This window comes from Nocardioides acrostichi (assembly GCF_015319165.1).
Lineage (GTDB): Bacteria > Actinomycetota > Actinomycetes > Propionibacteriales > Nocardioidaceae > Nocardioides > Nocardioides acrostichi.
Genome location: NZ_JADIVZ010000003.1, coordinates 266435 through 284804, shown reverse-complemented (window position 1 = coordinate 284804; position 18370 = coordinate 266435). Strand labels below are relative to the sequence as shown.

Genomic DNA, 18370 nt, shown 5'->3' with positions numbered 1-18370 from the left:
GCCAAACCACACCCGAGGTCGCAGCGTGTTCGGCACCGTTCAGTCCTCGACGAGCGCGAGCCGCAGGTACTCCGCGCCGTAGGTGCCGCTGAGCAGCAGTGACGCGTACCGAGCGACCTCGCTGCCCGACGTCGCCTCGACCACCTCGACCCGGACGCCGCGCTCGTCGGCGGCGGCCGTGAGCAGGTGACGCTGCTCGGTCACGACGGCGTCCTGGGAGCCGTCGTCGAGCACGACCAGCATCGGGCGCGGCTCCCCGGTGTCGTCGGCGAACGGGTCGTCGAAGACGTCGCGTGGCCGCGTCGCCTCGAGCACGGGCAGCAACACGTCGGCGTCGCCGGCGAGCGCCGTGCGGCCGGTCGCCCGGCGCAGCGACTCCGCCACGCGGCGCGCTGCCCGTGCGGCGAGCACGGTGCCGCCCCACACCACCGGGGTGCTGTCGGCCAGGGCGATCGCCAGCGCCTTGCCGGGGTTGACGGCGAGATCGCGCCGTGGGGCGCACCGCGTGGCCACCTCGTCGAGCGCATCGGCGACGTCGTCGGGCGAGGTGGCGGGGCCGAGCTGCACCTGGTCGAGGAACGAGAGCATGGCGACCGCCATGCCGAGCTGGTCCCGGGTCGAGGTCGGCAGCACCGTGACGTCGCGCCCTACTGCGTGCTCGGCCACCAAGGACGCCGGGGGGCAGCCGACGACGACCTGACAACCGCGCCGCACGGCTTCGGCGATGGCAGACGCCGTGCGCACGTCGCCGCCGTCCGGTGCCAGCACGATGACGAGGTCGAGGCCCCCGGCCCATCCTGGCAGAGCGGGACTCGGCCAGGCCACGAACGGAACGGGGCAGGCGGGTTCGAGTACGGCGCGGAGCAGCCGCGAGTCGGGCCCCGCCGCCACGACGGCGCGTGGCCGGTCGGCGTCGCGAGCGCGCGCCACCGCCTCGGCGATGGCCTCGGCCGCCTCCCCGACCTCGCGGCGCACCCGCGCGCCGGACTCGGCGAGCGTGCGCAGCCGCAGGTCGAACCGCTCCAGCGCGACCGGGTCGTCGAGCCGCGACTCGTCGAACCAGGTCACGGTCGGCGGGCCTCGTCGACCAGCAGCACGGGGATGTCGTCGCGCACCGGGTAGGCGTAGCCGCAGGTGCCCTGGCAGACCAGCTCCTCCGCGCCACCCTCGGGCACGGGCGTCAGCGCCAGCTCGCCGTGGCACTCCGGGCACACGATGATGGCCATCAGGGCCGGGTCGATCTCGCTCATGCTCACTGCGCTCCTCCGCGGATCCGGGCCAGCACGTCGTCGCGCACGGCCGCCATCGTCTGCTCGTCGAGCCCCTCGGCATTGAGCCGCAGCAAAGGCTCGGTGTTCGAGGGTCGCACGTTGAAACTCCAGTCGGCGTGGGTCACGCTCAGACCGTCGAGCCGGTCCGTGGCGACGCCCTCGCGCGCTGAGTACTCCGCCTCGAGCGCGTCCATCACGGCCGCCGCGTCGGCCACCTCGGAGTTGATCTCCCCCGACATCACGTAGCGCTCGTAACGCGCCAAGAGCTGGGAGAGCGGCACGTCTGCCTCGGCGAGCGCGGCCAGCGCGTGGAGCGCCGCCAGCATGCCCGAGTCGGCGCGCCAGAAGTCACGGAAGTAGAAGTGCCCCGAGTGCTCGCCGCCGAAGATCGCACCGCTCTCGGCCATCGTGGCCTTGATGTAGGAGTGCCCCACCCGCGTGCGCACCGGCGTGCCGCCCAGCTCGGTGACCAGCTCGGGTACCGCGCGCGAGGTGATGAGGTTGTGGATGACACTCGCGCCCGGCTCCTTGGCCAGCTCACGCTCGGCGATGAGGGCAGTGATGGTGGACGGCGAGACCGCACGGCCCTGCTCGTCGACCAGGAAGCAGCGGTCGGCGTCACCGTCGAAGGCGAGCCCGACATCGGCACCTTCGGCGAGCACGCGCCGCTTCAAGTCGGCCAGCGTGGACTCGTCGAGCGGGTTGGCCTCGTGGTTCGGGAACGTGCCGTCGAGCTCGAAGAACATCGGTACCAGCTCGACCTGGTCGGGGCCGATGCGCTCGAACACCGCCGGGGCGGTGTGCCCGGCCATGCCGTTGCCGGCGTCGGCGACCACCGTGAGGCGGCGTCCGGTGACGGGCGCGAGGGTGAGCAGGTGCGCCACATAGGCCTCGAGCACGTCGGTCTCGGTGATGTTGCCCGGCTGCTCGGCGGTGACGGTGGTGCCGGCCACCACGAGATCGCGGATCTCGGCGAGACCCGACTCCGAGCCCACCGGGACGGCGTGCGCGCGGCACAGCTTGATGCCGTTGTACTGAGCCGGGTTGTGGCTCGCGGTGAACATCGCGCCCGCGTGGCCGAGGTGCCCCGAGGCGAAGTAGAGCTGGTCGGTGGAGGCCAGACCGATCAGCACCACGTCGGCGCCGGCCTGTGCGGCACCCTCGGCGAACGCCTGCGCCAGACCCGGCGAGCTGGGCCGCATGTCGTACCCCACCACGACCGTGCCGGGGTCGAGTACCTGCACGTAGGCATTGCCCGTGGCCCGGGCCAGAGGCTCGTCGATCTGGTCGGGAACCGTGCCGCGCACGTCATAGGCCTTGAAGACGGCGCCGGCGTTCTCGGCACAACGGGTGTCGACCATGCGATGACCCTAGACGGTGCCGAGGACACCGAAGATCAGGAGTCGTGACTGAGCACCCGCAGGTGACCGCGACGTCCTGTCTCGCGACCGGTCTCCTCGCTCAGCGGACGCCGAGGCGGGCCTGGGCGCCCCGCCTCGCGCACCGCGTCGGCCAGGGCCAGCAGGTCGTCGTTGCTCGGACCGGGCGGCTCGGGCTGCGCGAGACGCAGCACCTCCCACCCGCGGGGCGCCGAGAGCCGCTCGCTGTGCGCCTCGCAGAGGTCGTAGGCGTGTGGTTCGGCGTAGGTCGACAGCGGGCCCAGCACAGCGGTCTGGTCGGCGTAGACGTAGGTGAGCGTCATCACCGCCTGGCGACCGCAGGCGGTGCGGCTGCAACGACGCACGTGGCTCACCCGGCCGACGCTACCCCGCCACCCCGTGGGCCGGGGCTAGGCTCGCGGTGATGTCCACCGACCCGCTGGCGAGCGAGCCCGTGAGCTCTCCGCCGAGCACCCCGTCGGAGGCCTCCCGTCGCAGCCGCCGCTCCCGCGACCGCCGAGGTCGCGGGATGCGGGGTCCGGGTGTGGTGCCGTCCGACCCGCGCACCCCCGTGCTGCGCGGCCGGCGAGAGCGCTTCGACGACGTGGTGGTCGACCTCGTGGGCGACCTGGAGCGGCGCTGGTCCGACCGGCTCGGGCTCATGGAGTACGCGGTCGAGGACACCCCGCAGATACCCGACGACTGGGACGACGACACCGTCCCGTTGGCCTCCCTCGTGCGGGGCGGCGGCGGGCACCCGAACCGGCTGGTGCTGTTCCGCCGTCCGATCGAGCACCGGGCCGAGGGCCGCGACGAGCTCGAGGCGCTCGTGCTCACCGTGTTGGTCGAGCAGGTCGCCGAACTGCTCGGCATCGACGCCTCCGAGGTCGACCCGCGCTACCGGCCCGACTGAGTCGTCGTGGGCCGGTCAGTCCGCGGGCGCCGGCGGGAGACCCGGGCGCACGGCCGGAACGAGCCGTTCGGTGAGCGGCGGCTGGATCGCCACCGCGCCGACCCCGGAGGGTCCGCTCACCAAGACGCTGCCCTGCACCGGCGAGCCGGACGGGTCGAGCTGTACGAGCGCCGTGCCCTCCGGCAGGTCGAGGTCCACGCCGCGGTCGGGCGCGATCTGGAGGGTCTCCTCGGCCAGGGTCCGTCCCCGAGTGTCGCGAGCGGTGACCCGCACCCGCCCCAGGGCCTCGGCGCCGCCGAGCACGAGCCGTGCGCTGCGAGTGACCGGCACCGGCACGGCGGCCGGACCGTCGAGCGCACCGCTCGGAGTCAGGTGCATCAAGTCGTTGCCGACCCGGGCGCGGAACGACGCCACCACGGGGGCGGAGGCCTCCACCTGGAGACCGAGGGCGCCACGCGCCGGCTTCGAGCGCAGCAGCGCTCCGACCGCGACCCGACGCAGGGTGTGCGGCGGCACGACGACCGGGTCGAGGCTGCGCGGCTGGAACGTCGACTGCGCCGTGACGACGTTAACCTGCACCTGGAGCGAGCTGTCGCCCGGATTGGCGACCAGCACCGCGGCTCCTCGCGGATCCTCGGGCACGCCGAGCATCACCGAGGAGTCCGCCGGCGTGGACTGCCCGCTCAGATAGTCGCTGGTGTCGCTCGTGCGGCCGCCGCCGATGGTGCGGAAGCTGTCGACGAGAGAGGCGGCGATGCGGCCGCGTGCGGCGACGACGTGCAGGGCCAGCTCCTCGCGCTTGGGGATGCGTGAGGCGAGGTCGATGCGCAGGGTCGTGCGACCTGGCACCGAGATGCCGTCGAGCAGCCCCTCGCTGACCGGTCCCGACTGGGCCACCAACGACACGCTCGCGGTCGCGGGCCCGGCGTCGGGGTTGGTCAGCTCGAGCACCGAGGAGTGCTCGGCGCCCGCTCCGACGCCGGTGAACCACTGATCGGCCGACGTGGTCGGGCACGCGGTCACCTGGAGCCCCGGACCACCGGCCCGTGTCGCGGACAGCCCCGGAGCCTTCGCGCCGACCCCGACCAGCCGGGTCGCGGCGCCGGCGTCGTCACCGGTGAGGGCGGTCGTACGGTCCGGGCTCACGTCGAGCCGACTCGAGGAGGCCGCGGCGGCTCGCCCGCCCGAGCGGGACAGCACCTTGCCGCCGTCGCCGGTGGCCGTCGACGCGACCAGCACCTGCCCGTCGGCGGCGACGGCCGGGCACACCAGGGCGACCCGGGTGAGCGGAGCGGTGGTCGGATCCTGGTACTGCGCCGCGGGCGGCTTGGGCACCCCGACGCCGAGGAGCGCGAGCACCGTGAGGACGGGCACGACGATCGTGAGCACCGCAAGGGGGCCGGGACGCCGGCCCGCGCCGGCCCGGCTGGCTCGGGCGCCGACGGCCGCGCGGGCCCGGCTGGTCGTCGCTCGACGAGGCTGGTCGCTCATCGACGGGCCACCCCTTCTGCTGCGCGCTCGCGAGCGCCGGGGCGGCTCGGGGCGCACTGCACGAGGGCGACGAGCACGCCGAGGAGCTGCACGACCAGCAGCAGCCGATGCCACCACGAACCCGTGCCCGTCAGGCCTTGATCACCGAGCGGGGCCGACACTCGCCAGGCGCGGGTCGTGCGGTCCTCCGCGCTGGCCTGGTCGAGTCCGCCGGTGGCGTCGAGCACCGCGGCGACGTCGCCGTCGGCGGGCGCCGGCAAGACGACGTACTCGATGCCCTGTGCCGCGAGCTCGCGCGGCGCCTTCGACTCGGGATCCGACACGAGTTGTCGCACCGCCTCGGTGAGCCGGTCGTCGCGGGCGCTCAGCGTGAGCACCTCGTCCTCGCCGACGGTCACACCGTCGTCGCGGCGCACCGTGAAGCCGAGACCGGTCGAGGTGGTGCCGGTGATGACGAGCACGCCGTGCTCCGGGCCCCGCCGAGAGCTGTCTTGCATGTATGCCGGCACCGCGGAGTCGTCGGTGCCGGAGAGCTCCGTGTGGCCGAGGGTGAACCAGCCGGCCCCGATCAGCGGCACGAGTACGGCCACCGCGGCCACGACCGCACCGGCGCCGAGCCATACCTGCCGCGACCGGCCGCGGGCGCCGCTGAGGTGGTCGAGGGCGCCGAGTCCGCCCAAGACGGCCGCTGTGAGCCAGGCCCCCTGGAGCAGGGCCACGGGGAGCGCGAGCCCGGGCTCGAGGGAACCGGCGGCGACGTCGAGCCCGAGGCGGGAGAAGAGGACCAGTGCCAGGGCCGTGACCAGGGCCACCGACCAGCAGACGAGCACGGGGCCCCGCGTGCGGGTCGGCACGAGCGCCAGCACGGCGAGCACGAGGGGCACCAAGCCCACCCAGGTCGGCGCGCCGACGTCACCGAGGCGCCCGGCCAGCACGTCGAGCACGGACGGCGCCGCCCCCGGTGGGCGGCCGGTGTCGAGCAGCAGACCCTCGGCAGCCGTACTCGTGAGGGATCCGAGAGCCCAGGGCGCCAGCAGCACCGCAGGCAGCAGGCCACCGAGCAGAGGCGGGCCCCACGCCGCGCGCGAGCGGGCGACGGACGGCGCGAGCGCGGCCGCGCCGGCGACGGCCAGCGCCATCAAGACGAGCAGTACCGGCCACGCGGGCGGTGCGCCGGCGACGACGAGAGCCAGCAGCACCCCGGTGCGCCAGGCGGCGCGCCACCGCCGCTCCGCCTCGGGGTCGAGGAAACCGAGCATGGCGTGACCGAGCCACGGCAGCAGGGCCGCGGCGATCACGGCGCCGAGGCGTCCCTCACCCCAGGCACCGCTGACGGCGGGGACCAGACCCCAGCACACGGCGCCCCAGAGCAGCAGCCACGACGGCAGGCCCGCGGGGTCGACGAGCCGCCCGACGACCCGCAGGAACCGCCAGGCCCCGAGCATGCCGAGGGGCGCGGCCACCAGCATCACCAGGAGCAGCGCGACACCCGGCCCGCCCAGGCTGGCGAGCAGGGCCAGCGGAGCGATGTAGGGCGGAGCGGGCACACCGGTGCCGCTACCGAGGGCGTGCCAGGAGTCCAGGTGCAGGTGCCACCACGAGCCGACGCCATCCGGCGTCGGCGACAGCGCCCCACCCGAGAGCCCGCCTGCCACGAGACCGAACGTCGAGCGAGCGCCGACCAGCATCGCTGCCACCGCGAGCGCCGCGACGAGCGCCACGGGGTTGGTGAAGAAGCGGGCCAGCCAACTGGAGTCGGCCTCGAGCACGTCGTCGTCGACCTCCACGTGCCGGGCGGTGCGCCCCGGGTTGGCGGCCGCATCGCGCTCCAGCGCGGCCGCGCGGCGCCGCTCGGCCACGTCGGAGGCCTGGTTCGTGACGGCCGCCGCGAGGTCGCTCACGGCGTCGAGGCCGTGGCGGTAGGGCAGCCACGGTGGCGCCAGCAGCGCCCGGACCTCCCCGTACGGTGCCGTGGCGCGGCCCTGCCGCTCGCGCCGGGCACGGAGCACCGAGCCGGCCCGGATGGTCACGAGCGCGAGCACCTCGTCGAGAGCCTGGCCAGGCGCCCGCACGAGCAGGAAGCCGACGGCGCGCAGCACGGTAGCCAGGGTGAGTCGGACCGCCTGGAAGGGCAGCGCCCTGGCGCGGCTGTTCGCGAAGAGGGTCCACAGCGCGGCGCGACGCTCCTGGAAGTGCGTGTGGCGTCCGGTGAGGTCGGTACGCCGCACGCCGCGATGCGCGGCCTCGGCGTGGAACACGACGGCCGCGGGCACGACCACGGTGCGGTGGCCCGCCGCGGCTGCTCGCCACCCGAAGTCGAGGTCGTTGCCGAACACCGGCAGCTGCTCGTCGAAGCCACCGAGGCCGACCAACACGTCGTGGCGCACCAGCATGCCGGCCGTGTTGACGGCCAGCACCCGGCGGACGTCGTCGTGCTGTCCCTGGTCGTACTCACCGCGCTCGAGGCCGGTCTCGCGTCGTCCGGTGCCCGAGATCGTGATGCCGACCTCCAGCAGCCGCCGCAGCGACGGCCACTCACGAAGCTTCGGGCCGAGGACGCCGACCTCCGGGTCGGCCTCCGCGTGCTCGAGCAAGCGTGCGAGGGCGTCCGGGGCCGGGGCGCTGTCGTCGTGCAACAGCCAGACCCACTCGACGTCCGAGGCCCGCTCGGCGATCTCGACCAGGGCGAGGTCGATTGCCTGGGGGTAGGAGGTCCCCTCTCCGGCGGAGTGCACGGTGCCGAAGGCGGCCTCGAGCAGCTCGACGCTCTGGTCGCCGCTGCCCGTGTCGACGCAGACGACGTGGTCGACGGGCCTCGTCTGGGCCGCGACCGCCTCGATGACCTGAGGCAGCCACCGAGCGCCGTCGTGGCTCACCACGACCGCAGCGACCCGACCGGTCCGCACATCCCCTCCCGACACGGGGGAACACGGTAGCCGTCTGGCTCACCGGTCCCTAACGCGCGGACGGCCGGTGAGAGGAAGGCCTCAGTCGAGGGTCAGACGGCGCGCTTCTTCAGGCGGCGCCGCTCCCGCTCGGAGAGCCCGCCCCAGATCCCGAAGCGCTCGTCGTTCGTCAGGGCCGCCTCGAGGCAGTCCTGGCGGACGTCGCACGTCAGGCAGACCTTCTTCGCCTCACGGGTGGAGCCACCCTTCTCGGGGAAGAAGGCCTCTGGATCGGTCTGCGCGCACAACGCGCGCTCCTGCCAGCCGCCTGCCTCGGTCTCTGACTCGAGGAGGAACAGTTCTCTCATGCCGACCCCACCTTTCGACCCGCCGACTCCGGTGGCCCCGGGGGTGTGGCCGACCAGAAGTTCATGTTTGGAATTACACCCATGTCGTACCGCCAGAGTCAAGCGGAATGGTGATATGCGTCCCCCCTCGGGCCGAAGGTCCGCGATGGGGCATCCTGGGCGGCATGCCGACCACACCCGCAGAGGCAGACATCCGCCAGATCACCGTGCTCTCCGGCGGCATGGGCGGAGCCCGTTTCTGTCAGGGTCTGCTGCACGGGATCCGCACCGGCTCGCTGCCCGGCGTGGCCGCCGGAGCGACCGTCACGGTGGTCGCCAACACCGCCGACGACCTCTGGGTGCACGGCCTCAAGGTGTGCCCCGACCTCGACACCGTGATGTACACCCTGGGTGACGGCATCGACCCCGGACGCGGCTGGGGGCGCCGCGAGGAGACCTGGTCGGTGAAGACCGAGCTGGCCGAGTACGGCGTCGAGCCCACCTGGTTCGGCTTGGGCGACCGTGACATCGCCACCCACCTGGTGCGCACCCAGATGCTCGAGGCGGGCTATCCGCTCTCGGCCGTCACCGAGGCCTTGTGCCGGCGGTGGCTCTCCCCCACGCACGGCGATGCGCTTCGGTTGCTGCCGATGACCGACGACCGGGTCGAGACCCATGTCGCGATCGCCGACCCGCAGTCGGCCAGCGGGCGTCGGGTCGTGCACTTCCAGGAGTACTGGGTGCGCTTGCGCGCCGAGGTACCGGCCGAGCAACTGGTCTTCGTCGGACTCGATGCCGCCGCCCCCGCCCCCGGCGTGCTCGACGCGATCGCCGGCGCCGATCTCGTGCTGCTGCCGCCGTCGAACCCGGTGGTGTCGGTCGGCACCATCCTGGGCGTGCCCGGTCTGCGCCAGGCCGTGCGCGCGACCGCGGCCCCCGTGGTGGGCCTCTCCCCCATCGTCGGCGGCACCCACGTGCGCGGCATGGCCCAGCAGATGCTCGACTCCATCGGGGTCGAGGTGAGCGCGGGCGCCGTCGGCCGTCACTACGGGGCGCGCTCCGGCGGCGGGGTGCTCGACGGCTGGCTCGTCGACACCGTCGACGCCGACCAGGTGCCGACCGTGGAGGCGGCCGGCCTCGCGGCTCGCGCCGTCCCGCTCATGATGACCGACCACGACGCCACGGCGGCCATGGCCGCGGCTGCGATCGACCTGGTGCGCGAGTGAGGCTCGAGGTCACCGCACCCGACGGCGCGCCGGAGATCGCTCGCGGCTGCGATCTGGCCGAGGTGCTGGTGTCACTGGGTGCCGACCTGCGCGACGGCGACGTCGTCGCGGTCACCAGCAAGGTGGTGAGCAAGGCCGAGGGAGCGGTGCGCACCGGCGGTCGAGACGACGCCCTCGACGTGGAGCTCGCCGCCCCCGGTGCGCGGGTGGTCGCCCGCCGCGGACCCACCACCATCGTGCGCACCCGGCTCGGACTCACGATGGCCGCTGCCGGCATCGATGCCTCCAACACGGCTCTCGGCACGGTCTTGCTCCTGCCCGTCGACCCCGACGCGTCGGCGCGTCGGATCCGGCGCCGCCTGCACGAGCTCGCCGGTGCCGTGGTGGGCGTGATCGTCACCGACACCGCGGGGCGCGCCTGGCGCGAGGGGCAGACCGACATCGCCGTGGGCGCCGCTGGGCTCACAGTCGCCGAGGCGTTCGCCGGCCGGCTCGACGCGCACGGCAACGAGCTCGCGGTCACGCTCCCGGCCGTGGCCGACGAGCTGGCCGGCGCGGCCGAGCTGGCCCAGGGCAAGCTCGCAGGGCGGCCCTTCGCCGTGCTGCGCGGCCGATCCGACCTCGTCCTCCCACTCGACGACGACGGTCCGGGCGCGAGCGCACTCGTCCGTCCCGAGGGGGGCGACCTGTTCGGGTACGGCGCGCGGGAGGCCGTCGTCCGGGCACTGGTGGCCTCGGCGGCCGACCGACCCGTCTTCGGGGCGCCGGCCGAGCCCGAGGAGCTGATCGAGGCGATCCACCGCGTCACCGGCTCGGTGGCCAGCAGGGAGGGCTCCTGCGTGGTCGCACGGCTCGCACCGGACCAGGTACCCCTCCTCGCCCCGGCATCCTTCGCCCACGGCTGGATCCTCGCCGACGCACCGTCACCGTTGGGTGACGAAAGCGTCGTCGAAGTACGGATGCGACCGGCCCCTTTGTAGACTCACCGCGGCCCCCGCCCCCGGGGGGCTCATCCGTATCCGGAACTGCCGCGAGGACACGACAGCGATGGCCAAGAGCGCGAAGTACGCCAAGAACGACCGTCAGGCGAAGATCGACGCGATCCGCAAGAAGCAGCGCGGCTCCGAGAAGCGTCGCGGCCTGGCGATCGTGCTCGTGTGCGCGCTCATCGCGCTGCTGATCGTCGGCGCGGCCGCCTACCGACCGATCAAGAACGCGCTCGACTCGCGCAAGTACTCCGATGTGGCGCTCGCCGACCTCGGCGGGCCGGCGTCGGACTGCCAGAAGGTCACCACCAAGTCCGCCAACGGCAGCGGCAACCACGTGCCGGAGACCCAGCAGGTCGACTACACCCAGGCGCCGCCCGCGTTCGGCCCGCACTGGAACGTGCTGGGCCTGGCGCCGGTGCCGATCGGTCGCGAGTTCTACACCGCCGCCGACCGGCCCGAGCTCGAGCAGTTGGTGCACAACCTCGAGCACGGCTTCACGATCCTCTGGTACGACGACACCGTCGCCGACGATGCCGACCAGGTCAGCACGCTGCGCGCCATCGCCGCGAAGTTCTCCGACACCTCCGACCGGCGCAATGCGTTCATCGTCGCGCCCTGGACCTCCGACGACGAGAACGGCAAGTCCTTCCCGAAGGGCCAGCACATCGCGATGACCCACTGGTCCGCGGGCGGGGTCGGGGTCACCGACACCACCAAGCAGGTCGGCGTGTGGCAGTACTGCTCGCAGCCGAGCGGCGCGGCACTGGAGACCTTCATGAAGGACTACCCCCAGCAGGACAGCCCGGAGCCCAGCGTCCAGATGTGACGCGCCAGCGCGCTCCGAGCAACGAGGAGCGCGCGAGGAGCGCGCGTGGGGCGCGTCCGCCGGTGCTCAGAGCAGGTCGGTGCGACCGGCGTCCTTGAGGGCGGCGACGACCTGCTTGACCTCCTGGGCCCGGGAGCGGGAGGTGACGAGCACCGCGTCGGGAGTGTCGACGACGACGACATCGTCGAGGCCGACCACGGCGACGGCGCGCTCGCCGGGGACGATCAGGCCGGTGCTGTCGACGGCGTACACCCGGTCGGGGTCGCCGAGCACGGTCGGTCCGGCAGCGGCCGGGGTGGGCTCGGGGCCGCCGTCTCGCGCGAGCAGGCCCGCCAGGGAGTCGAAGTCGCCCACGTCGTCCCACGCGAACTGCGCCGGCACGGTGGCGACGCGTCCCGCGGCGGCCGCCGGCTCGGCGACGGCGTGGTCGACCGCGATCTTCTCCAGTCCGGGCCACACGTCGTCGAGGGTGTCGGGGTCGGCCGCGATGCCCCGCAGTTGCGCGGCGAGCTCGGGGTGGTAGTCGGCGAGCAGGTCGAGCAGCACACCGGGCCGCACCACGAACATGCCGGCGTTCCAGCGGTAGCCGCCCGCCGCGAGGTAGGCGGTGGCGGTCTCGACCGACGGCTTCTCGACGAAGGCCGCGACCTTCGAGGCTCCGGCGTGCTCGGTCAGCGGGTCCGCGGAGGCGATGTAGCCGAAGGCGGACGAGGGGTGCGTGGGCTCGATGCCGATCGTCACCACCCACCCGTCGCGGGCGACGTCGACGGCCAGTCGCACGGCGTCGGCGAACCCGGGCTGACCCACGCGGTCGGCGATCACGTGGTCGGCTGCGAAGGAGCCCATCACGGCCTCCGGGCTCTCCCGTTCGAGCAACGCGGCGGCCAGCCCGATCGCCGCCATGGAGTCGCGCGGCGACGGCTCCGCGAGGATCGACGACGTGGGCACGGCGTCGAGCTGCCGGCTGACCGCGGCCGAGTGTGCGGCGCCCGTGACGACCAGGAAGCGTTCCTGGGCCAACGGCGCCAGCCGATCGTAGGTCTCCTGGAGGAGCGTGCGGCCGCTGCCGCGCAGGTCGCGCAGGAACTTGGGCTCGGAGGCGCGCGACAACGGCCACAGCCGGGTGCCGGCCCCGCCGGCGGGCACGACGGCCCAGAAGTCCTCGATCGCCTCGTGCAGTGCCGTGTCGACAGGGCCCGTCATGGCGCACACCCTAGGGCCAGCCCCGCACCGCTCGCAGCGCGGTCGCGCCCTAGGGTCGTGACCATGAGCACCTTCGCCGACGTCCTCGCGGCCGAACTGCGCCGAGAGCCGGGTCGCCCCCTGGTCACGTTCTACGACCTCGCCACCGGCGAGCGCACCGAGCTGTCGGTCGCGACGTACGCGAACTGGGTGGCGAAGGCGGCGTCCCTCCTGGTCGACGAGCACGGACTCGAGCGCGGTGACACCCTGCTGCTGGACCTGCCCGACCACTGGCTCGCCACCGTGTTCCTCGGCGCGGCATGGACGGCGGGGCTCACCGTCGCGCTACCCGACGGCCCCGGCGCCGACTCCCCCGACGTCATCGTGACCGGACCGCAGAACCTCGACGCTCATGCACCGCTCGCCGCCCAGGCACCCGTGCTCGCGTGCGCCCTGCTGCCGCTCGGCGTCCGGTTCGCCGAGCCGCTGCCCGACGGGGTGCACGACGTGGGGGTCGAGGTGTGGGGTCAGCCCGACGCCTTCTCGCCCTACGACCCGCCCACCGGCGACGACCAGGCGCTGAGCGACGGCACCAGCCAGGCGCAGCTGACGGAGGCGGCCGCCCGCGGGAGTCTCCTCACCGACGGGGGCCGCCTCCTGGTGGTGTCGGGCCCGGCTTCCCCTCCGGATCCCGCCACGCTGGTCGAGCCGCTCGCACGCGGCGGCTCGGTGGTGCTGGTCGTCGGCGCCCCGCCTACCCCCGGCCCTCTCGAGGAGCGGGTCGAGCGGCTGGCAGCCGACGAGCGCATCACGCATCGTGCTCGCTGAGTGCTGGTGGCGCGCTCACGGAGCACTAGTCGATCAGGTCGTAGTCCCCTCCGTCGGCGAGGTAGTGCCGCGGCGCGAGCGAGCCGGGGCGACCCTCGAAGAGCCAGAGGTCGCCGGTGGACCGTTCCCGCGCCACGAGGTCGGCGTGCCCGTTCGGGCGCACGCTGGACACACCGACCAGCCGGTCGTAGGGCCCGAGGTCGAGCCCGACCTTGCTGGGCGTCATGATCCCGCCGGGGCCGTTGCCCGGGTACAGCGAGAGCTGGTCGCCGTCGCGGACCATCACGTCGGGCGCCCCGTCGCCGTTCCACAGCCCCACGCCGAGCAGCGATCCGCCTGACACGGCGCTGTGCGCGACGTAGGAGGCACCGAGGCGCTCCGTGCCGCGGCCCGGCCAGATGCGCACGTCGCCGCCCATCGGCTGCCCCATGAGGTCGGGCAGGCCGTCGCCGGTCACGTCGCCGACGACGTCCAGGGTTCTCATGTGGGCGAAGCCGCCCCCGATGCGCTGGAGCGGTCCGAAGTGACCAGCCCCGTCGCCGAGCCGCACCTTGGCCCGGCCTCGACGATCGACGAGGAGCACGTCGCCGTGCCCGTCGCCGTCCCAGTCACCGGCGTCGAGCAGGGCGACGGCGTTCTTGGCCCCGATGCCCGTGTCGACGGCTGCGCCGCTCTCGTAGCCGCCCTTGTTGGCGAGGACGCGCAGGTCGCTGCCGTCGAGCGAGATCACGTCGACCGAGCCGCCGGCCGCACCGGAGGTGACCGGCACGGTGGCGAGGCCGGCCCGGTCGCGCAGCCGCTTGATCGGGCCGATCCGGTGACCGAACGTGCCGTCGCCGAGGTTGGGCAGCACGAAGGCGTGGGCGCCCTTCTTGCGCACGAAGAGGTCGGGGTGACCGTCGTGGTTCCAGTCCCCCGCCGGGGCCACGACGTCCCACGGGCCGCGGGCGCTGGGCAGCCGAGTCGGCTCGGCGAAGCCCGAGCCCGTGCCACGCGCCAGCCACATGCTGCCGTCGCTCGCGCGCGCCACCAGATCGGGGTGGCCGTCGCCGTCGACGTCGCCGGAACCGGCCAGCAGCGCGAAGCGCGACCAGTCCCCGCCCAGCGAGGTCTCGGTGAACGTCCCGTCACCGGCGCCGCGGGCCAGCACGAGCGCACCCGAGGCACTGTCGCGTGACACCAGGTCGGCGTGACCGTCGCCGTCCACGTCGCCCGGCGCGGCGACGAGGTCGCTGCCCCGCGTGGCCTGGACGACCGAGCCCGAGCGTGGGTACACGCCGTCCTGGCCGCCGGGACGCACCTCGACGGCGCCGGTAGCGCGCACGCCCACCAGGTCGGGCACGCCGTCGCCGGTGAGGTCGGTCGAGCCGACGACCCCGTCGTAGCGCCCCCAGTCGGAGGACACCAGGCGCGGCGCGCGCACGGCGGAGAGCCCGTGGTTGGGGACGAGCACGATGTGGTGGTCCGACGTGCGGCGCGCGACGAGGTCGGGGTGGGCGCTTTGTACCAGGTCGGTCCGGAGGTCGCGGGCGGCCCAGCTCGCCTGGTCGGCGGCGGCGAGGCGGCGGATGTCGGGCAGTCGGGCGTAGAGGTACCTGCCGGGGCAGGCGGTCTGGCCGGCGTCGCGGTGGCCGTTGATCGCCTGGAAGGTGCGGCCGGCGACCCGTTGCCGGGTCGAGGCCGCGTCGACGCCGTGCAAGGAGAGCTTCCACGCGAAGAGCGCTCCGTACGCCGAGATGATCGCCTGACTGGGCCGCGCGATCTCGTAGTTGCCGATGGCCGACATGGCGAACGCGTCGTCGTTGTAGCCCAGCGTGTGCGCGCCCACGACGGGGCGGTCGACGCCGCCGTAGCGGCCCTCCCAGATGCGGCCGAACCGGTCGACGAGGAAGTTGTAGCCGATGTCGGACCAGCCCTTGGACCGCACGTGGTAGGCGTAGATGCTGCGAATGATGCCCGGCACCTCGGCGCGCGTGTAGTCGTTGGCATTCACCGTGTGGTGCACGAAGCCCGCGTGTACCTCGCCGTAGTGCAGCGAGGGCTTGTCGCGCATCGACTCGTCCGCCCCCCACTGGGCGCGGGAGAAGATCTGCGGCTTCGGGGTCACGCCCGGCCGAGCGTCGGTGTCGGCGGCCGCGGCGGTCGCGGTGTCGGAGGTGCCGTCGAGGGTCGCGGTGTCGATCGCCGGCCGCTCGGTGGTCTCGGACGTCGCGTGCCCCGGGTCCACGACCGCCATCCGCAGGTCGTCGGGCAGGGCTCGCGTGCCGGTCGCGCCGGCGGGTGCCTCCACCCGCACCTGCACCTCGTCGACGTGGCCGACGAACAGTGGCTCGGTGCCGGGGCGGGCGTGCCGCCCCTCGCGGGTGTCGGGGTCGGGCGCGTGGTCGGGGTCGTAGTCGAGCGCGGTCCAGCTCGACCAGGTGCCGCCGGTGCGGGTGCGCGCCTGGAGGCCGAGGGCGTCCTCGGGTAGGTCCTCACCGTGCTCCCAGGTGACGCCGACCGCGCCGTAGCCGCTCACGGGCTGCGGCGCCCCGACGAGCCGGACGACGCCGTGTCGGCCCGTGACCGTGCGGGCGTCGTCCGCGCCCGGGCCGGCGAGCGGGTACTCGTGCACCACGGCATCGACGGGAGCCGTGGGCACCAGGGCGTCGTCGTGACGCACCGAGGCCATCGGCGAGATGGTGATCGTCTGGGCGCTGGGAGCCGAGGGCACCACGTCGAGACGCACGATGCCGGTCGCCGGGGTGAGTGCCGCCACGACCACGGCCAGCGCGAGGAGCTGCTGGCAGGCGGTCACGTAGTACGCGCGACCACGGGTCAACGAGGGGGGCATCGAGCACCTTCTGGGGAAGCCGGGCAAGTGCTGCGGTGCGTCCGCTGGGGCCACACCAGACGCAACTTTCACATGCGTCACTCGGCTCACGGAAGGTTTCGTGAGTAACTACAATCGTGTAATTTCCAGCCGACACGCCGTGGTCTAGTCAGAAATCTTTGAGTCCCAGGGTGCCCCAGGCCCACCGCAGCGCGCAGCCGTATGCCCGCGAGGCGTCACGGTTGACCGGCCCAGGGGTGGGCGATGATCGCTCACGGGGCGCCACTGACCCGCGGAATGATCGAGATCGACTCCGCGGGCGATCACGAGGACCCCCTCGGCGCGCTCAGATGTCGGCGCCGAGCTCCTCGTCCTCGCGCTCGTCGTCATCGCCGTCGGAGTCGTACTGGAGGTACTCGATGCCCTCGTCGACGTCTCCGTCGAACACGAGCCGACCCTCCTCGAGGATCAGCACCCGGTTGCACATCTTGCGCACGGAGCCGGCAGCGTGACTGACGTAGAAGAGGGTGCGTCCGGAGTCGCGCACCTCCTCCATCTTCTCGATGCACTTGCGCTTGAAGGGCCGGTCGCCCACCGCGAGCAGCTCGTCGGCGAGGAAGATGTCGCAGTCGACGTTGATCGCGATGGCGAACCCGAGCCGCGAGCTCATGCCCGAGGAGTAGTTGCCCACCGCCGACTCCATGTGCTTGCCGATGTTGGCGAACTCGGCGATGTCGTCGAAGCGGTCCTTGGTCTCCTCCTCGGTCAGCCCGAAGACCGCCGCGTTGAGGAAGACGTTCTCGCGGCCCGAGAGCTGCGGGTGGAAGCCGGCACTCGTGGCGATCAGGCCCGCGATCCGCCCGCGGGTGAGGACGCGCCCCTCGTCGGGCTTCATGGTGCCGTTGATGAGGGTGAGCAGGGTCGACTTGCCCGACCCGTTGAGTCCCATCAGGCCGATCGACTCGCCCTGCTCGACGGTGAACGAGACGTCGTCGACGGCTTGGAAGTCGTCCTTGGTCTTCTCGCCGCGCATCTTTGCGACCGTCACCTGCTTGAAGGTGCGGTGGTAGCGCAGGCTGAAGGTCTTGGTGACGTTCTCGACGACGATCGACGTCGACGCCGGGAACTCGTCGGGTGCTGCCGCGCCGGGCGTCAGGATGCTGGTCACGAGAGCTCGATTCTTGACATCAGTTCAGGCGCTCCGGGATGCGGTCCTCGAGCCGCCGGAACAGCCATTGGGCGAAGAACAGCGTGACGATGGAGAGCAGGAGCATGATCGTGCCCAGCTCGATGAGCCGGTGCGGCAGCTCCTTGAGGGCATCCTTCTGCTCGTCTCCCGTGGCCGGGTACCAGATGGCCCGCTGCACCAACAGCACCGCGGAGGCGAGCGGGTTCCAGAGGTAGTACTGCGCCGCCGGGCCGAACCGCTCCGGCACCAGCGAGTAGGGGTAGATCATCGGCACGCTGAACCGCACCAGGTTGGTGAGGATCGACACCACGCTTTGGAAGTCGCGGAAGTAGACGTTCGCCACGCTGAAGATCAGGGCCAGCGCCGTGCCCAGGCACATGATGATGCCCAGACCCAGCAGCAGCGCCAACGGCACGAACGGATCGGGGTTGAACCCCTCGATGAGGATCAGCCCGAAGAGGATCAGCAGCTGCGGCCCCACGTGGAACAGCGAGACCAGCATCGAGGCGACCGGGAACATCTCCTTGGGCACCGCCACCTTGCGCACCAGGCTCTTGTTGCGCACGATCGAGCGGGTTCCGGCGTTGAAGGTCTCGGTGAAGAAGTGCACGACCACCAGGCCGCAGAAGACGTGGACGGCGAAGTTCGGCGTCGCGTGCCGCCCCAGCAGCAAGACGTGCAGGAAGTAGTAGATGAGGAACTGGCTCGCCGGGTTGATGTAGCTCCACAGCAGCCCCAGGAACGACCCGGAGTAGCGGGCGTTGACCTCGCGACGCACCAGCAGCTTGAGCAGGTAGCGGCGGCGGAACACCTCCAACAGACCCTGCGTGGCGGCCGGCGGGACGAGCGGTGCCTGCACCAGCGGCCGGTTCGGATCGAGGTAGGCGCGGCGCTCCCGCTCGGCGCGGATCTCGAGCCGCTGGCGCACCTTGCGCGCGGCCTTGCGGGCCGCCCGAGCCTCGGGCGAGACGTCGTCCTCGCCGAACGCCGCCGCGGCGGCCTCGAGCTCCTCGAGCTCGGGCGAGGTCACCG

16 protein-coding genes are annotated in these 18370 nt (G+C 73.0%); 5 read left to right on the top strand and 11 right to left on the bottom strand.

All coding sequences use genetic code 11. The features are described 5' to 3' along the window. Positions 1-39: 39 nt before the first annotated feature. From ISG29_RS09155 to ISG29_RS09145, 4 genes are read right to left on the bottom strand one after another with little or no spacing between them, the layout of a single operon-like run. Positions 40-1068, bottom strand: a complete 1029-nt coding sequence (locus tag ISG29_RS09155) for an SIS domain-containing protein (protein WP_328828543.1) — start codon at positions 1066-1068, stop codon at positions 40-42. Further along, positions 1065-1250 carry a Trm112 family protein gene (locus ISG29_RS20490; protein WP_207792912.1) on the bottom strand — a complete coding sequence of 62 codons (186 nt, stop codon included), beginning with the start codon at positions 1248-1250 and terminating at the stop codon, positions 1065-1067. Before ISG29_RS20490 ends, ISG29_RS09155 begins: the two co-directional genes overlap by 4 nt. A gap of 2 nt (positions 1251-1252) precedes the next feature. Beyond that, positions 1253-2632 (bottom strand): phosphomannomutase/phosphoglucomutase, encoded by a 1380-nt coding sequence (locus tag ISG29_RS09150; protein WP_194503109.1) that lies wholly within the window; start codon positions 2630-2632, stop codon positions 1253-1255. A 35-nt stretch (positions 2633-2667) separates the two neighbouring features. Next, a complete protein-coding gene (locus tag ISG29_RS09145; protein ID WP_194503108.1) occupies positions 2668-3024 on the bottom strand; it encodes a DUF3499 domain-containing protein in 357 nt (118 codons plus the stop codon). 50 nt (positions 3025-3074) lie between these two features. Here ISG29_RS09145 and ISG29_RS09140 point away from each other — a divergent pair, with 50 nt between their 5' ends. After that, entirely contained in the window at positions 3075-3563 is a 489-nt protein-coding gene (locus ISG29_RS09140) for a metallopeptidase family protein (RefSeq protein WP_235958896.1), read from the top strand. Positions 3564-3578: 15 nt separating this feature from the next. Here the strand turns inward: ISG29_RS09140 and ISG29_RS09135 are convergent, their stop codons facing one another. The 3 genes from ISG29_RS09135 to ISG29_RS09125 all read right to left on the bottom strand — a co-directional run bounded on the left by ISG29_RS09135 (position 3579) and on the right by ISG29_RS09125 (position 8307). Further along, positions 3579-5054, bottom strand: coding sequence for a DUF5719 family protein (locus ISG29_RS09135; RefSeq protein WP_194503107.1), 1476 nt, complete (start codon positions 5052-5054; stop codon positions 3579-3581). Continuing rightward, on the bottom strand, positions 5051-7975 hold the full coding sequence (locus tag ISG29_RS09130; RefSeq protein ID WP_194503106.1) for a glycosyltransferase: 2925 nt from the start codon (positions 7973-7975) through the stop codon (positions 5051-5053). The genes ISG29_RS09135 and ISG29_RS09130 overlap by 4 nt, the downstream gene beginning before the upstream one ends. Before the next feature lie 77 nt (positions 7976-8052). After that, on the bottom strand, positions 8053-8307 hold the full coding sequence (locus tag ISG29_RS09125) for a WhiB family transcriptional regulator (RefSeq protein ID WP_194503105.1): 255 nt from the start codon (positions 8305-8307) through the stop codon (positions 8053-8055). A 164-nt stretch (positions 8308-8471) separates the two neighbouring features. On the opposite strand from ISG29_RS09125, the gene cofD reads away from it, so the two are divergent. The 3 genes from cofD (at position 8472) to ISG29_RS09110 (ending at position 11327) form a co-directional block, all read left to right on the top strand. Next, positions 8472-9512 (top strand): 2-phospho-L-lactate transferase, encoded by a 1041-nt coding sequence (gene cofD / locus ISG29_RS09120; protein WP_194503104.1) that lies wholly within the window; start codon positions 8472-8474, stop codon positions 9510-9512. Further along, positions 9509-10492 (top strand): coenzyme F420-0:L-glutamate ligase, encoded by a 984-nt coding sequence (gene cofE, locus ISG29_RS09115; protein WP_194503103.1) that lies wholly within the window; start codon positions 9509-9511, stop codon positions 10490-10492. The genes cofD and cofE overlap by 4 nt, the downstream gene beginning before the upstream one ends. Positions 10493-10559: 67 nt before the next feature. Then, positions 10560-11327 (top strand): DUF3105 domain-containing protein, encoded by a 768-nt coding sequence (locus ISG29_RS09110; RefSeq protein WP_194503102.1) that lies wholly within the window; start codon positions 10560-10562, stop codon positions 11325-11327. Positions 11328-11393: 66 nt separating this feature from the next. Here the strand turns inward: ISG29_RS09110 and ISG29_RS09105 are convergent, their stop codons facing one another. Beyond that, a complete protein-coding gene (locus tag ISG29_RS09105; protein WP_194503101.1) occupies positions 11394-12530 on the bottom strand; it encodes a mannose-1-phosphate guanylyltransferase in 1137 nt (378 codons plus the stop codon). 63 nt (positions 12531-12593) lie between these two features. Here ISG29_RS09105 and ISG29_RS09100 point away from each other — a divergent pair, with 63 nt between their 5' ends. Then, on the top strand, positions 12594-13337 hold the full coding sequence (locus ISG29_RS09100) for a TIGR03089 family protein (RefSeq protein WP_194503100.1): 744 nt from the start codon (positions 12594-12596) through the stop codon (positions 13335-13337). A gap of 25 nt (positions 13338-13362) precedes the next feature. Here ISG29_RS09100 and ISG29_RS09095 read toward each other — a convergent pair whose 3' ends face one another. The 3 genes from ISG29_RS09095 to ISG29_RS09085 form a co-directional block, all read right to left on the bottom strand. Beyond that, positions 13363-16170: an FG-GAP-like repeat-containing protein gene (locus tag ISG29_RS09095; RefSeq protein WP_194503099.1), complete on the bottom strand. Its 2808-nt coding sequence runs from the start codon at positions 16168-16170 to the stop codon at positions 13363-13365. Between the two features lie 325 nt (positions 16171-16495). Continuing rightward, positions 16496-17317, bottom strand: a complete 822-nt coding sequence (locus ISG29_RS09090; protein WP_328828532.1) for an ABC transporter ATP-binding protein — start codon at positions 17315-17317, stop codon at positions 16496-16498. A 19-nt stretch (positions 17318-17336) separates the two neighbouring features. Then, positions 17337-18368, bottom strand: a complete 1032-nt coding sequence (locus ISG29_RS09085) for an ABC transporter permease (RefSeq protein ID WP_328828530.1) — start codon at positions 18366-18368, stop codon at positions 17337-17339. Positions 18369-18370 lie beyond the last annotated feature (2 nt).

Bases quoted from the DNA above. Each gene is read 5' to 3' on its own strand.
- ISG29_RS09125 (WP_194503105.1), bottom strand. From the start codon at position 8,307: ATGAGAGAACTGTTCCTCCTCGAGTCAGAGACCGAGGCAGGCGGCTGG.
- ISG29_RS09095 (WP_194503099.1), bottom strand. From the start codon at position 16,170: ATGCCCCCCTCGTTGACCCGTGGTCGCGCGTACTACGTGACCGCCTGC.
- ISG29_RS20490 (WP_207792912.1), bottom strand. From the start codon at position 1,250: ATGAGCGAGATCGACCCGGCCCTGATGGCCATCATCGTGTGCCCGGAG.
- ISG29_RS09110 (WP_194503102.1), top strand. From the start codon at position 10,560: ATGGCCAAGAGCGCGAAGTACGCCAAGAACGACCGTCAGGCGAAGATC.
- ISG29_RS09140 (WP_235958896.1), top strand. From the start codon at position 3,075: ATGTCCACCGACCCGCTGGCGAGCGAGCCCGTGAGCTCTCCGCCGAGC.
- ISG29_RS09105 (WP_194503101.1), bottom strand. From the start codon at position 12,530: ATGACGGGCCCTGTCGACACGGCACTGCACGAGGCGATCGAGGACTTC.
- ISG29_RS09135 (WP_194503107.1), bottom strand. From the start codon at position 5,054: ATGAGCGACCAGCCTCGTCGAGCGACGACCAGCCGGGCCCGCGCGGCC.
- ISG29_RS09150 (WP_194503109.1), bottom strand. From the start codon at position 2,632: ATGGTCGACACCCGTTGTGCCGAGAACGCCGGCGCCGTCTTCAAGGCC.
- cofD (WP_194503104.1), top strand. From the start codon at position 8,472: ATGCCGACCACACCCGCAGAGGCAGACATCCGCCAGATCACCGTGCTC.
- ISG29_RS09100 (WP_194503100.1), top strand. From the start codon at position 12,594: ATGAGCACCTTCGCCGACGTCCTCGCGGCCGAACTGCGCCGAGAGCCG.